This window comes from Amycolatopsis sp. NPDC003861 (assembly GCF_053605405.1).
In genome coordinates this window covers 19,187-32,421 of sequence record NZ_JBSGJD010000007.1, presented here as the reverse complement: position 1 = coordinate 32,421, position 13,235 = coordinate 19,187, and the positions used below count along the sequence as shown (strand labels likewise).

Annotated in this window: 15 protein-coding genes; 12 read left to right on the top strand and 3 right to left on the bottom strand. The window is 73.4% G+C overall.

The genetic code is table 11. The annotated features are described in order from the left end of the window. Positions 1-21: 21 nt before the first annotated feature. Positions 22-1,038 (bottom strand): Acg family FMN-binding oxidoreductase, encoded by a 1,017-nt coding sequence (locus tag ACWEVN_RS03595; RefSeq protein ID WP_452050089.1) that lies wholly within the window; start codon positions 1,036-1,038, stop codon positions 22-24. Positions 1,039-1,198: 160 nt separating this feature from the next. Here ACWEVN_RS03595 and ACWEVN_RS03590 point away from each other — a divergent pair, with 160 nt between their 5' ends. Both ACWEVN_RS03590 and ACWEVN_RS03585 read left to right on the top strand, forming a co-directional pair. Further along, positions 1,199-3,478, top strand: coding sequence for a heavy metal translocating P-type ATPase (locus tag ACWEVN_RS03590; RefSeq protein ID WP_452050088.1), 2,280 nt, complete (start codon positions 1,199-1,201; stop codon positions 3,476-3,478). Positions 3,479-3,721: 243 nt separating this feature from the next. Beyond that, positions 3,722-4,162, top strand: a complete 441-nt coding sequence (locus ACWEVN_RS03585) for a hypothetical protein (protein ID WP_452050087.1) — start codon at positions 3,722-3,724, stop codon at positions 4,160-4,162. A gap of 13 nt (positions 4,163-4,175) precedes the next feature. Here the strand turns inward: ACWEVN_RS03585 and ACWEVN_RS03580 are convergent, their stop codons facing one another. After that, positions 4,176-5,306: a site-2 protease family protein gene (locus ACWEVN_RS03580; protein WP_452050086.1), complete on the bottom strand. Its 1,131-nt coding sequence runs from the start codon at positions 5,304-5,306 to the stop codon at positions 4,176-4,178. Positions 5,307-5,435: 129 nt separating this feature from the next. Between ACWEVN_RS03580 and ppk2 the strand changes: the two genes are divergently transcribed. Together ppk2 and ACWEVN_RS03570 are read left to right on the top strand one after the other, a co-directional pair. Continuing rightward, positions 5,436-6,242, top strand: coding sequence for a polyphosphate kinase 2 (gene ppk2, locus ACWEVN_RS03575; protein ID WP_452050085.1), 807 nt, complete (start codon positions 5,436-5,438; stop codon positions 6,240-6,242). Positions 6,243-6,255: 13 nt separating this feature from the next. After that, positions 6,256-6,447 carry a hypothetical protein gene (locus ACWEVN_RS03570; RefSeq protein ID WP_452050084.1) on the top strand — a complete coding sequence of 64 codons (192 nt, stop codon included), beginning with the start codon at positions 6,256-6,258 and terminating at the stop codon, positions 6,445-6,447. Here ACWEVN_RS03570 and ACWEVN_RS03565 read toward each other — a convergent pair. Then, on the bottom strand, positions 6,438-7,058 hold the full coding sequence (locus tag ACWEVN_RS03565) for a hypothetical protein (protein ID WP_452050083.1): 621 nt from the start codon (positions 7,056-7,058) through the stop codon (positions 6,438-6,440). The genes ACWEVN_RS03570 and ACWEVN_RS03565 overlap by 10 nt on opposite strands. A 129-nt stretch (positions 7,059-7,187) precedes the next feature. Here ACWEVN_RS03565 and ACWEVN_RS03560 point away from each other — a divergent pair, with 129 nt between their 5' ends. From ACWEVN_RS03560 to ACWEVN_RS03525, 8 genes are read left to right on the top strand one after another with little or no spacing between them, the layout of a single operon-like run. Continuing rightward, entirely contained in the window at positions 7,188-7,970 is a 783-nt protein-coding gene (locus ACWEVN_RS03560) for a universal stress protein (RefSeq protein WP_452050082.1), read from the top strand. An 11-nt stretch (positions 7,971-7,981) separates the two neighbouring features. Then, the gene (locus tag ACWEVN_RS03555; RefSeq protein WP_452050081.1) at positions 7,982-8,563 is read left to right on the top strand and encodes a CBS domain-containing protein; all 582 of its coding nucleotides are present in this window, start codon (positions 7,982-7,984) and stop codon (positions 8,561-8,563) included. Then, positions 8,560-9,084, top strand: a complete 525-nt coding sequence (locus ACWEVN_RS03550; RefSeq protein ID WP_452050080.1) for a flavodoxin domain-containing protein — start codon at positions 8,560-8,562, stop codon at positions 9,082-9,084. The genes ACWEVN_RS03555 and ACWEVN_RS03550 overlap by 4 nt, the downstream gene beginning before the upstream one ends. After that, entirely contained in the window at positions 9,081-10,460 is a 1,380-nt protein-coding gene (locus ACWEVN_RS03545) for a DUF4389 domain-containing protein (protein ID WP_452050079.1), read from the top strand. The genes ACWEVN_RS03550 and ACWEVN_RS03545 overlap by 4 nt, the downstream gene beginning before the upstream one ends. 12 nt (positions 10,461-10,472) lie before the next feature. Further along, positions 10,473-10,751, top strand: a complete 279-nt coding sequence (locus ACWEVN_RS03540; RefSeq protein ID WP_452050078.1) for a DUF1918 domain-containing protein — start codon at positions 10,473-10,475, stop codon at positions 10,749-10,751. Next, positions 10,735-11,640 (top strand): universal stress protein, encoded by a 906-nt coding sequence (locus tag ACWEVN_RS03535; RefSeq protein WP_452050077.1) that lies wholly within the window; start codon positions 10,735-10,737, stop codon positions 11,638-11,640. Before ACWEVN_RS03540 ends, ACWEVN_RS03535 begins: the two co-directional genes overlap by 17 nt. Next, the gene (locus ACWEVN_RS03530) at positions 11,637-12,044 is read left to right on the top strand and encodes a hypothetical protein (protein ID WP_452050076.1); all 408 of its coding nucleotides are present in this window, start codon (positions 11,637-11,639) and stop codon (positions 12,042-12,044) included. The genes ACWEVN_RS03535 and ACWEVN_RS03530 overlap by 4 nt, the downstream gene beginning before the upstream one ends. After that, positions 12,041-13,171: a CHAD domain-containing protein gene (locus ACWEVN_RS03525; RefSeq protein ID WP_452050075.1), complete on the top strand. Its 1,131-nt coding sequence runs from the start codon at positions 12,041-12,043 to the stop codon at positions 13,169-13,171. Before ACWEVN_RS03530 ends, ACWEVN_RS03525 begins: the two co-directional genes overlap by 4 nt. The last annotated feature ends 64 nt before the right edge of the window (positions 13,172-13,235 follow it).

Genomic DNA, 13,235 nt, shown 5'->3' with positions numbered 1-13,235 from the left:
TTCAGCCTTCAGGTGTGCGGTTCACCGTCCGCGCAGTTGTTCCGGGATCGGCAGGCCCACACCGTACAGGTGGGGGACTGGCTGCAGGACTTCGCTGATCGGTCGGCGCGGCGTCGCCGGAAGGGGCGCCGCGTCGTTCGGTGCGTAGCCGATACGCACGACCAGCTGTGGCTCGAGCCGTCCGCCGAGGACGCAGTCGCGGACCAGGCCGCGCGTGCTCGTGAGCTCGAACGGCTCGGAGTACACACAGGACGCCAGGTTCAGCCGGGTCGCGGTGAGCAGGACGGCGCTGGCGGCTTCGCCGGCCCGGAGGCGGTCGAGTTCCGTGTCCCCCGCGGTGGCGACCACCGTGAGGACCGCGCCGTCGCGGCCTGCCGTGTCCGGGATGCGCCCGCCAGCGAACTCGCGGATCCGCAGCTCGCGGCGGGGCGCGAGGGCCAGGACCGCGTTCCGGGCGGGCACGCCGTCCTGGGCGTGGTCGCGGCCGCTCCACGCGGCCAGCTCGATCTCGTAGTCCTGGTCGGCCCGGTGCAGTCCGGCGGCCTCCGCGGCCACGGTGCTGAGCACGGTCCGATGCGGTGCAGCCGTCGCCAGGCGCAAGGCCGCGCCCCGGTCGGAAGCACTCTTCTGCAGCAGCACCTCGTCCCGCACCAGCAGCGGCCGCTCGGCGAACCGGCGCCGGTCCGATCGGCGGCGGGGGATGGCCGCCGCGAGTGCGATGTCCTCGTCACGCGTGTCGTGGGGCCCCAGCTCGATCCTCGCCAGGACGCCGGGCTCGGGCAGCCGGCGGATCTGCGCGGCCCACCCCATCGCCGCCGCGGCGACGGTGAAGTGGTGCAGCGCGCACCCGCAGCTGACGAGCAGGTCGCGGCCGTCGGGATCGGTGTGCCGCAGCCGGCGCCCCGGATCGGCGCGCAGCTCGACCGTGCGGCCTTCGAACCGCCAGAGCCACGGCTGGGAGTTGTGCACCGAAGGTGCACGCACCGCGAGCGCGACCGCTGCTCGCACGGTGTAGGCGTCCGGCGTCGTGGGGTCCATTGGCCCTCCTCGGATCAGGTGCCTCCATGCTTGCCGCGGCGCTTCGCCCGCCACAGGGTCCAAGGGCTTCCCGGAGGTGACCGGGGCGAGGCCCTTCGGCCCTTTCCGGCGCCGGGCCCACGGCTGAGGCTGGGTGTCCCGGCCGACCGCAGGAGGAACCATGGACCACACCCCGGCTGACCGGACGCAACGGCGGGAAGCCGGCCTGCTGGCCCTCGTCCTCCTGCTCGTCGCCGTCGGTGGGATCACCAGGTGGACGGGCGCGCCGGTCGGTGCCGACGTCGTCTGGGCCGTCGCCGATCTGGTCACCCTCGTTCCGGCCGTCGTGTGGGTCGCCGCCGACCTGCGGGCCCGGCGCTGGGGTGCCGATCTGCTCGCGGTCCTGGCCCTGGTCGCCACGCTCGCCGTCGGCGAATACCTCGCGGGCGCGATCGTCGCGGCGATGGTCGCCACCGGGCGCGTCCTCGAAGCTCGCGCGCAACGGCGGGCGAGCCGGAACCTGACCGCGTTGCTCGACCGGGCGCCGCGGGTGGCGCACCTGCGGTCCGAGGGCGGCCACGAGACCGTTCCGGTCGGCACCGTCCGGCCCGGCGACCTGATCGTGGTCCTTCCTGGCGAAGTCGTGCCGGTCGACGGCGTGCTTCCCGACGGCGGCACGTTCGACGAATCCGCGCTGACCGGTGAACCGCTGCCGGTGCAGCGGCCCGCGGACGAAACCGTCCACAGTGGAGTGGTCAACGCCGGTGCGGCCGTCGACGTCCGGGCGAGCGCGGCCGCGGCCGACAGCGCTTACGCCGGGGTCGTGCGGCTTGCCGAGCAGGCCGCGGCCCGCACCGCGGGCGTCGCCCGGATCGCCGACCGGGTCGCCGTCTGGTTCCTGCCCGCGTCCCTGCTGATCGCCGCGCTCGCCTGGCTGCTGACCGGGGAGGCGGACCGCGCGGTCGCCGTCCTGGTGACCGCGACGCCGTGCCCGCTGCTGCTGGCCGTCCCGATCGCGGTGACCGGGGGGATGTCACGGGCGTCGAAAGCCGGCGTGGTGGTCAAGGACGGCGCTGCCCTGGAAGCGCTCGGGCGGGCCGGGATCCTGTTGATGGACAAGACCGGGACGGTGACCAGGGGCCGTCCCGAGATCACCGATGTCGTGTGCGCCCCGGGGCGTGACGTTGCCGAGGTCCTTGCGCTGGCGGCCGGGGTGGAGCAGTACTCGCCGCACGTGCTGGCGACCGCGGTGGTGCGGGCCGCGGCGTCGGCCGGAGCGGCTCCGGCGGCCGCCGAAGACGTCACCGAAGAGGTCGGGTCGGGTGTTCGCGGCCGGGTTCGGGGCCGCTGGGTTCGCGTCGGCCGTCGGCTCGAGGTGGACCTGCCCGCGTGGGCTCGGGGCGCGGCCCGCCGTGGCCGGCTGGATCTCGCCTCGGTGCTGTGGGTGGAGTCGGACGGCGAGCCCGTCGCGGCCTTGCTGGCGAAGGACCCGATCCGGCCCGACGCCGCCCGGACGATGCGCCGCCTGAAAGTCGCCGGGATCCGCGAGATCCGGCTCCTCACCGGCGACCGCGTCGACAATGCGCGTGAAGTGGCCGCGATGCTGGGGCTGGACGACGTCCACGCGGAGGTGACACCGGCGGAGAAACTCCGCGAGGTGGAGGCCGCCCGGGCCCGCGGCGTGACCGTGATGACCGGCGACGGCGTCAACGACGCGCCCGCGCTGGCGGCGGCCGACGTGGGCGTCGCGCTGGGCTCGCGAGGCGCCACCGCGGCCGCGCAGGCCGCCGATGCGGTGATCCTCGACGACCGCCTCGACCGGCTCGCGGACGCGGCGGAGATCGCCCGCCGGTCCCACCGGCTCGCGGTGCAGAGCGCGGTCGCCGGGACGCTGCTGTCGCTGGTGGCGATGCTCGCCGCGGCCGCCGGTGTCCTGGTACCGGTGGCCGGGGCGCTGGTCCAGGAGGCCATCGACGTGGTGGTGATCCTGAACGCACTGCGCGCGCTCGGCGGCCGGAAGATCGACCGCCCCGCCCCGGCGGCGATGGTCCGGCGGTTCGAGTCCGAGCACGAGAAGCTGCTCCCGGCCCGAGCCGCGGTCCGCCAGGCCGCCGACGCACTGGCCGGGGGAGCGACCCCGGCCGCGGACGCGATGCTGCGCACGGCGGCCCGGCTGCTCGCCGAGGAGTTGCTGCCGCACGAGCAGGCCGAGGAGACCGAGCTGTACCCGGCGTTGTCGACGGCACTGGGCGGCCCGGAGAGCACGGCGACGATGAGCCGCGAGCACGCGGAGATCGGCCGTTTGGCACGCCGGCTGAAGCGGCACCTGGCGGAGGCACCGGACGGCATCCAGCCTGATCAGGTGGACGACCTGCGCGCGACCCTCTACGGGCTGGATGCCGTGCTCACACTGCACTTCGCGCAGGAGGAGGAAGCGTACTTCACACTCCCGTCCTCCTGAGCGGTGAGAACGGGGAACATGAGTTCGTGCCCGACGAGACGAACCCGCTGACCGGACGATGGCCGCTCGCGCCGTCCGGTACCACGGACTGGCTACGGAAAGCCGGTGGAGACGGCCTGACCGGCATCGACCTGGACGCGACGACCGTGACGACGGGGGGGTGGGCTGGGCCGAGGGGAGCACCCCGGTGCCGGGTGGCGGCGGCTGCGCTGGGCGGAACTCGCCGGAGGCACCGGTGACCCGGTGGTGCCCACCGGAATGCTGCCCTGTCACCGGTGTTTCCCTTCGGCCAAGAAGGAAGGCAGCTGGCCGCTCGGCATCATCCCGCCCACCGAGGGCGGCCTGGACCGGGAAACCTGGCTGCGGCTGATCGGCGGTCTCACCGAACACAGCCCGGCCGGCCCGGACACCCGCTGCCTGGCCTACTACAGCCCGGCGACGCTCGGGTTCCACGACCTCGAGCACCGCGTGGTCCGCGAGGGACGTCTCGGTGACGCCGAACTCCTGTACGACGACCCGGGGACGGACTTCAGCCCCTCGAACCTCTGGGCCCAGGACCGCTCGTGGTGCTTGTCCACCGACTACGACCTGTGGGGCACCAAGGTCACCGGCCCCGCGGCCCTGACGGAGGCGCTGCTGGGCGACGTCGAGCTCGAAGCGGTCCGGCTGCCCTGGGACACCTGACGAGAGAGTGCCACTACCTCGCCGGCCGGTGGGCTTTCGCGCCCAGCATCGCCAGCTCCAGCGTCCGGGCGATGTCACCCGGGCTCACCACACCGACGAGCACGCCGTCCGAGACGACCAGGGCGAGGTCCTCTCCCGGGCGTCCGCCGATCCGGCCGAGGACCGCCGTCAGCGGGGTCGACGGTGCCGCCACGAGGCACGCCGGCGGGCGTGCGCAGACGGCCTCGAGCCGCGTCACGGCCCGCTCCTGTTCCGGCACCCTGGCGAGCATCGCCAGGCTGACCACGCCGACCGGACGGCCGTCGAACGCCACCACCGGGTAGGTGCGGAACCGGGCGGACGCGGCCTGGTCGACGAACCCCCGGATGGTGAACCAGCCGGGCGCCGTCACGGGGGCCGGCGTCATGATCTCGCCGAGCCGGATGCGCCCCAGCAGCTCGCGCGCCGGGCCCACGGCCAGCTCGGCCCGGGCGCTCAGGCCCAGGAACCAGCCGATGCCGGCCAGCCACAGCCCGGCGAAGCTGCCCGACCACAGCAGCCAGGCCAGTCCCAGTGCGGCCAGGGCCAGCCCGAGGGCTCGGCCCGACCGGGCCGCCGCGGCCCGGGCACGCCGCTTGTCGCCGGTGATGTGCCAGACGATCGCCTGGAGGACCCGCCCGCCGTCCAGGGGCGCGCCGGGCAGCAGGTTGAACGCTGCCAGGACCAGGTTCGTCCAGCCCAGCCAGGCGAGCGTGACACCGGTGACGCCGGACAGCAGCAACGACGCACCCAGGAAGCCGGCCCCGGCCAGCAGGCTCGCCACCGGGCCGGCGATCGCGACGGCGAACGCGGTGCGCGGCGTCGGGGCATCGTCGGTCAGCTCCGTGCTGCCGCCGAACAGCCACAGCGTCACGCTCTCGACGGCGAGCCCGCGGTGCTGCGCGACCAGCGCGTGGCAGAGCTCGTGGACCAGCAGCGACGCCAGGAACACCACGGCCCCGGCCGTCCCGGTCGCCCAGTAGACCACCGGAGACACGCCGGGCACGGCTTCCGGCAGCAGCGACTCCGCGAGGATCCACGCCAACAGGGCCATGGTCAGGAGCACGGACCAGTGCGCGCCGACCCGGATACCGGCCGGGCGCCCGAGCGGGAAAGTGGCGTCCATCTCCCGACCGTCCTCCCGCGGGCGCGCGCGGGGGAGGGCCGCACCGCCCCGGAGCGAGGGACCAAAGACCCCGGCTCCGCCGACGTCCGGCCGCAGCACGGACCGCCACCGGTTTCGTAGCGTCGGAGCATGCCCGGAGCCAAGAAGATCCCGCGCGCGGTCTACGAGCGCGAACTGCTGCGCCTGCAGGCCGAGCTGGTGAAGCTCCAGGAGTGGGTCCGGGCCGAAGGGGCGCGGCTGGTCGTGGTGTTCGAGGGCCGGGACGCCGCCGGCAAGGGCAGCACGATCAAGCGCGTCACCGAGCACCTCAACCCCCGCGTGGTGCGGATCGCGGCGCTGCCCAGCCCGACCGAGCGGGAGCGGACGCAGTGGTACTTCCAGCGCTACATCGAGCACCTGCCCGCCGCGGGGGAGATCGTGCTGTTCGACCGCAGCTGGTACAACCGCGCCGGCGTCGAGCGGGTGATGGGGTTCTGCACGCCCGAGGAGCACCGGCGGTTCCTGCAGCAGTGCCCGATCTTCGAGCGGTTGCTCGTCGACGACGGCATCCTGCTGCGCAAGTACTGGTTCTCCGTCAGCGTCGGCGAGCAGGAACGCCGGTTCCGCGCCCGCCTCGACGACCCCATGCGCCGCTGGAAGCTCTCGACCATCGACCTGCAGTCCGTCACGCACTGGGAGGACTACTCGCGGGCGAAGGACGACATGTTCGTACACACCGACACCGCCGAATCCCCCTGGCACGTCGTGGAAAGCGAGGAGAAGCGGCGCGGGCGGCTGAACATGATCGCGCACCTGCTCGCCAGCGTGCCCTACTACGAGGTACCCCGCCAGGCGGTGTCCCTGCCCCCGCGGCCCGAGCCGACCGGTTACTTCCGGCCCGACCGGCGGCTGCAGACCTACGTCCCCGACCACGCGGCCACCCTGCTGCCGCGCTGAACAGGAGGAAATCATGGACGACAAGGAAAAAGCCGCCATCGAAGCCGAGGCGCGCCGCGATGTGGCCGAGCGCGGACGGCACGGCCCGAAGGTGGGCCGGTACCTGCACGTGGTCGAACACCACGCGGTCAAGGAGAACGACGAGGACCGTCCTCCGGCCGCCGCGGACGAACCGCGGCAACCGGCAGGCGAACGTCAGGGCTGATCAGTGCGCGTGTAGGCCGCGAGGGCCCGTTCCCGGGCTTTCGCGGCCATCGTGCGGATGAGCGCCGTGTGCACCGAACCGATGGCCGGCCGGGCGATCCACCAGTAGCGGCGGAACTTCAGCCAGCTCTCCGGATCGCTCATCCGGACCCGGGTGTGCACCGTGAGCACCGTGCGGTGCGCGCCGTAGGGCACCACCGACACGGCCAGCACGAGCTTCCCGAAGCCGGGTTCGTCGAACGCCGCGAAGTCGTCGGCTTCCACCCGGCGCCAGGTGATCACCGGCTTCCAGAACTTGCCCGCGACGCCGAGTGCGAACTCGGTGCCCGGGCGGTCGCCGAGCAGGGTCCACTCGGAGCCGGTGTCGAGGTCGTCGGCCGTCAGACGGGTCGGGCGGCGCGGCGGGCCGTGGCGCCGGTTGTGCCAGCGTTCGGGCAGCGCGCGCAGCCACTGGGAGATGGATGTGACGACGCCACCTCGGATGTCGGTGAAGTCGAGTTCGCGCGCCGCGGAGTAGGTCTCCTTCGCCGGCGCGTCCACGATCGTCGTGCGCACCAGCTCGAAGTGCGGGTGCGGCAGGAAGTGGTCGATGAACAGATCGGGTGCAGTCATCGTCCCAGCGTCGGCGGCGACGGCCGCGCGGCCAGGCGGATTTGGTCCCCGGTGAAAGGGACTTCGGGCCCTGACCGGCCAGTACCCGCGCCACCCATGCTGAACCTCCCGGACTCCCAGGAGGAACTCATGACCGCAAACCGGCCGGTGCTCGTCGGGGTGGACGCCTCGGCACCGTCGTTGGCCGCCGTCCGCTGGGCCGCGCGGGAAGCAGGGCGGCGCGACACCACCCTGCGCCTACTGCACGCCTGCATCTTCGAGGACACCGCCGCCCACGAGCACGACGAGCTCCTGCTGGAACACATCTACCGCTGGCTGCACCACGCAGCCGGAGTCGCGCGTGACTGGTCGCCCGGTGTGCGGGTCGAGACGGTGGTCCGGCTGGGGCTCGCCGCCGACCTGTTGCTCGCCGAGGCAGCGGACGCGGCACTGGTGGTCCTCGGCTCGCACGGCCTCGGCGGCCTGCGCGGCGCGCTGATCGGTTCGGTCGCCCTGCGCGTGGCCGCCGAAGCGCCGTGCCCCGTCGTCGTGGTGCCCGGGCACCAGCCGACCCGGCCGGGACCCGTCGTCGCCGGGATCGACGCGACCGAATCGAGCGAGCACGCACTGCGGTTCGCCTTCGAAGAGGCCGCCGCGACGCGGGCGCCGGTGCTGGTCGTGCACGCCGGGGCAGACGAAACCGACCTGGCGGCCCGGGTCGCCGGCTGGCGGCGCAAGTACCCCGAACTCGAGGTCCGTACGCAGGCCGTGCGGGAGCGGGTGCCGGCCCGCGCGCTGCGGCAGGCCGCCCCGGACGCCCGGTTGATCGTCATCGGAACGCGGGGCCGTGGGCCGGTCGCCGGCGGGATCCTCGGCTCGACCGGCAACACCCTGCTCGCGCACGCGGCCTGCCCGGTCGCCGTCGTGCACTGAAAGGAGCCGAAGTGAAGGCACGCGACATCATGACGAGGCCGGTGGTCCGGGTCGGACCCGCCACGCCGGTCCGCGAAGCCATCGTGCTGCTCACCGAACACTGTGTCGCGGCCTTGCCGGTCGTCGGCGAGGACGACGCGGTGCTCGGCGTGTTCACCGAAGCCGACGCGCTCCGCAGCGGGATCACGGGCGCGGCACCGGACGTGCTGGTGGCCACGATGATGACGACCCCGGCCGAGACTGTGCGGCTGGACACCGACATCACCGAGATCGCCCGCCGCATGCTGGGAGATCGACGCCGCAGCATTCCCGTCACCGACGACGACGGTGTCCTCGTCGGCATCGTCAGCCGCCGCGACATGCTCAGCCCGCTGGTGCGCCAGGACGACTCGGTCGCCTCGCACCTCAACGCGCTGCTCACCGACTACTGCGGGCACCGCGACCGGTGGGCGGTTTCCGTCACCGGCGGCATGGTGACCATTCGCGGCACCTTCACCGACGAGGCCGAGCGCCGGGTCGTCGCGGCGCTGGCGAAGACCGTCTACGGCGTCGTCGGCGTGGAGCTGTGGGAAGAAGCGTCGGTGCGGACATGAAGATCCTTGTCGCGGTGGCCACCCGGCACGGGGCCACCAGGGAAATCGCCGAAAGCGTGGCCACCGCGCTCGGCTCCGCGCTGACCGACGCCGGAGTGGACGCGCAGGTCGAGGTGCGTGACGCGGGCCTCGTCCCTTCGGTGGACGGCTTCGACGCCGTGGTCATCGGCAGCGCCGTCTACCTGGGACACTGGCTGGAACCGGCCAGGAAACTCGCGGAGTCCTGTTCGGACGAACTGCGCCGGGTTCCGGTCTGGCTGTTCTCCAGCGGACCCGTCGGTGAACAGAAGCGCCCCGCCGAAGAGCCGGTCGCCGTCGAAGACCTGGTGCGGCGGCTGAACGCCCGCGGGCACCGTCTGTTCGGCGGCAGGATCGACCGCCGCACCCTCAAGTTTCCCGAACGCGCCGTGGTGACGGCGTTGCGGGTCGCCGACGCCGACAACCGTGACTGGCCCACGATCCGCGCCTGGGGCCGCGAGATCGGGACGAGCCTCGCCCACGTGGAAAGGAGCGTGTCATGACCGAATACCCGGTCCGCGTCGAGGCGACGCTGGACGAACCGCTGTCCCGCGGGCTCTGGCTGGTGAAGTGGCTCCTGGCCGTCCCGCACTACATCGTGCTGGCGTTCCTCTGGTTCGCCTACCCGTTCGTCACGATCGCGGCGTTCTTCGCGATCCTGGTGACCGGCCGCTACCCGCGGTCCCTGTTCGACTTCACCTCCGGCGTGCTGCGCTGGAGCTGGCGGGTGCAGTACTACTCGTACGCCGCACTCGGGACCGACCGCTACCCGCCGTTCACCCTGGCCGACGTCCCGGACTACCCCGCCCGGCTCGAAATCGCCTACCCCGAGCGGCTTTCGCGCGGCCTGGTGCTGGTGAAGTGGTGGCTGCTGGCCATCCCGCACTTCATCGTCGTCGGCCTGTTCGTGGGCGGCGGCACCTGGCTGGCGTCCCGCACGAGCGACGGCACCTTCGACTGGGCCGCCGGCGGGCTCGTCGGCGTGCTGGTTCTCGTCGCGGGCGTGGTGCTGCTGTTCACCGGCCGCTACCCGCGGCCGATCTTCGACTTCGTCCTCGGCATGGACCGCTGGGTGCTGCGCGTGGCGGCCTACGTGTCGCTGATGACCGACGAGTACCCGCCCTTCCGGCTCGATATGGGCGGCGCCGAAACCGGCCACGAACCCCCGCATCGGCAGCCGCCGCACCCGCACGTGACCGGCTGGACCGCCGGGCGGATCGCCGCCGCGGTCACCGGCGCCGTTCTGGTGCTCGGCTCGATGGGCTTCATCACCGGCGGCACGGCCGTGCTCTGGGCGGACCGCACGCAGCGTGACGCGGACGGCTACCTCACCGCGTCCACCACGTTCGTCTCCGGCGGTTACGCCGTCGCCACCGATCCGGTGCGGCTGGAGGGCGTGTCGGTGCCGAAGCTCGAGAGCTTCATCGGTGACGTCCGGATCCGGGTGACGGACACCGGCGGCCGCCCGGTCTTCCTGGGCATCGGCCGCACCGCCGACGTCGAGCGCTACCTGGCCGCGACCGAGTACACGACCGCGGGCAACCGCACGCACCTCGGCGGCGCTCCGGCCGTCTCGCCCGGCGATGCCGGGGTATGGGTCGCGAGCGCGTCCGGCGTGGGCACGCAGACCGTCGCCTGGCCAGTCCGGACCGGCCAGTGGACCGCCGTCGTGATGAACGCCGACTCCGCGCGCGGGATCTCCGTGCGCGCCGAAGCGGGGGCGACCGCGCCCGCCCTCGGCTGGATCGCGCTGGCGCTGCTGGTGTCCGGTCTCGTCGTGCTGGCCGGCGGGGTGGTGCTGATCGGCGTGGCCGCGCACCGCGCCTCGCAGCGCCCGGCGGCACCCACCCCGCCCGAGCCGTCCACTGTGGACATCTAGGAAGGAACGATCATGCACGCACAGCCGGGCGACTGGCTCGTCGTCAAGGGACCGTGGGTCGACGCGCCCGAACAGCGCGGACGGATCCTCGAGGTCCACTCGGCCGACGGAGCACCGCCGTACGTCGTCCGCTGGACGGCCGACGACCACGTCTCGACGGTGTTCCCCGGCCCCGACGCGATCGTGGTGACCGCCGAAGAAGAACAGGCCGCCGAAGACCGCGCCCGCACCCGGTTCGACCGGGTCCGGCGGTACCTCCACGAGGAGGGCGGCCATGTCCGGGTTCGTTGACGGCGCGGTCGTCGCCGGAATCGACGGTTCGAGTTCGGCGGTGCAGGCCGCCGTGTGGGCGGGCGCGGAAGCCGTCCGCCGGGGGCGTCCGCTGCGGCTGGTCCAGGTCTACGCGCTGCCGCAGGTGAAGGCGCCCGTGGCGTTCGGCACCCATGAGCAGGTGCGGGCCGGGCTGGCCGAGCGGGCCGAGGACTGGCTGGCCGAGGCGAAGGCCGCGGTGCTCGCCGAGCACCCCGGGCTGGAAGTCGGCACCGCGGCCCGGGAGTGGAGCCCGGTCACCGCGCTGGTCCAGGAGTCGCAGCACGCCGAGCTGATCGTGCTCGGCTCACGCGGACTGGGCGGGTTCACCGGGCTGCTGGTCGGCTCGACCGCCGTCGCGGTGGCGGCGCACACGCATTGCCCGATCGTCGTCGTCCGGGGCCGGACCCCGCACGACTCGCCACCGAGCTCCGGCCCGGTGGTCGTCGGGTCCGACGGTTCGCCCGACAGCGAGGCCGCCATCGCCTTCGCCTGCGAAGAGGCGAAGTTGCGAGGCACCGCGCTGGTTGCGGTGCACACGTGGAGCGACGTCCTCGCCGACGGCATGCTGCGCCCGCACCCGCTGCAGGAGGACCCGGCCGAGATCGTCGCCGCCGAGCGCGGCAAGCTGGCCGAGCAGGTCTCGGGCTGGCAGCGCAAGTACCCGGAGCTGGCCATCGAACTGGAGGTCGTCCGCGGGCGACCGGTGCGCACGCTGCTGGAGCGCGGCGAGGACGCGCAGCTCATCGTGGTCGGCAGCCGCGGGCGCGGCGGGTTCACCGGCATGCTGCTCGGCTCGACCAGCCAGGCGCTGATCGCGCACTCGCCGTGCCCCGTGGCGGTGGTGCGGCCGGTCGGGAGCTCGCAATGACCACCGCCCGGATCCGCGCCACGATGCGCCTGCTCGCGACCTTCGAAAGCCTCCTCGCCGCGAGCGCGGTGTACGGCGGCATCTCGCTGATCGCCCGAGCGCCGGGCTTCGAGATGCCAGTCGAATGGCTGGCGCCCCTCGGGCTGACCACCTGGATGTTGCCCGGCATCGCGCTCGTGCTCGTCGTCGGCGGGTCGCTGGCCGCGGCGTCGGTGTTCGCGTGGCGGATCGACTTCCGCGCGCCAGCCGCGGCCCTGGCCGCCGGCGCGGTGCTCACCGGCTGGCTGGCGATCCAGTTCGGCGTGATCGGCGTGCGTGCCCCGGTCCAGTGGGTGACCGTGGCGCTCCTCGTGGTGCTGGTGGGGCTGGCGCTGCTGGCCCGCCGCCGGCTGGGGTCGTCATGAGCGCCACCGTGACGAGCCTGCACGAGACGGAGTTCTTCGACACCGACTCGCTGCGCCTGCTCCGGCACGACCTCACGCTGGGCATCCAGGCCGGCCGGTGGTGCCTCGACACCCCGGACGGGCCGATCAGCATGGCTGGTTCGGATGTCGGGGTGCCGCCGACCCTGTCCCGGCTCGTGCGAGCCTACACCCGCGACGACCGGCTGGTTCCCGTCGCGCGGCTCCGGGGTGGCCGGGAGGACCTGCGGGCACGCCTGGGCGACCGGATCGCGGTGCCGCCCCGGCCGCACGACGGTTCGGCCCGAGGCGTGGTCCTGGAGTACGTGCGGGCGCAGCTCGCCGCGCTGGCCGCCGCGGACCTGGCCGTCCGGCGGGGAATGCCCGATTCGGTGCACCGGCTGCGCGTCGCCGCACGGCGCTTGCGCGGGGTGTTCAGCGCCTACGCGCCGGTGCTGGGCGGCCGGAAGCTCCTGAAGGAGTTCGGCGGAGCCCTGCGGTGGCTGGGCGGGGAACTCGCCCCCGCCCGTGACACCGAAGTCCAGTGGGCGCGGTCCCGGACCTGGGCGCAGAAGCGCACGGACGCGTACTTCGCGCAGCTCACCGAAGAGGCGAACGCCCGCGTGCGGCGGGCGCTCGACAGCTACCGGTACCTGCAGCTGCTGAACGCCCTCGACGTGCTCGAAGTGGTCCTGAGCGAAGAGCCGCGCCGAGAGTGGCCGAAAGCGGCCCGCCGTCCGGCCGCGAAGGTGCTGCCCCGGCTGGCTCGCGCGGTGGCCGGAGACGTGGACGGGCGGGTCGCCGAACTGGCTGCGGCACCCGATCGGGAGCGCGCCGTCCACGACATCCGGAAAGCCGCCAAACGGCTGCGGTACGCCCTCGAAGCGGGCGCGGCCGTCATCCCGGTGGACGGGAAGGCGCTTCGGGCGTTCCAGGACCTGCTCGGCGAGTTCCAGGACGCCGTGGTCGCCCGCGGGCACCTGCGCGTCCTCCAGGCGCGCCACGGCGGGTTCGACGCGGTCCTGGCCGCCGAGGCGGAGACGGTCGAGCGGTGCGTGGAGGAACTGCCCGCGGCGTGGCGTCGCATCGACTTCGGTCCTTTGTGGACCCGCTCGGGTGAAGGGACGTAAGTCCCTGCGACCGGTGACCGATGACGGCGGTGGCCGGGGACCGGTCTTCCTAGATTGGCAGAGA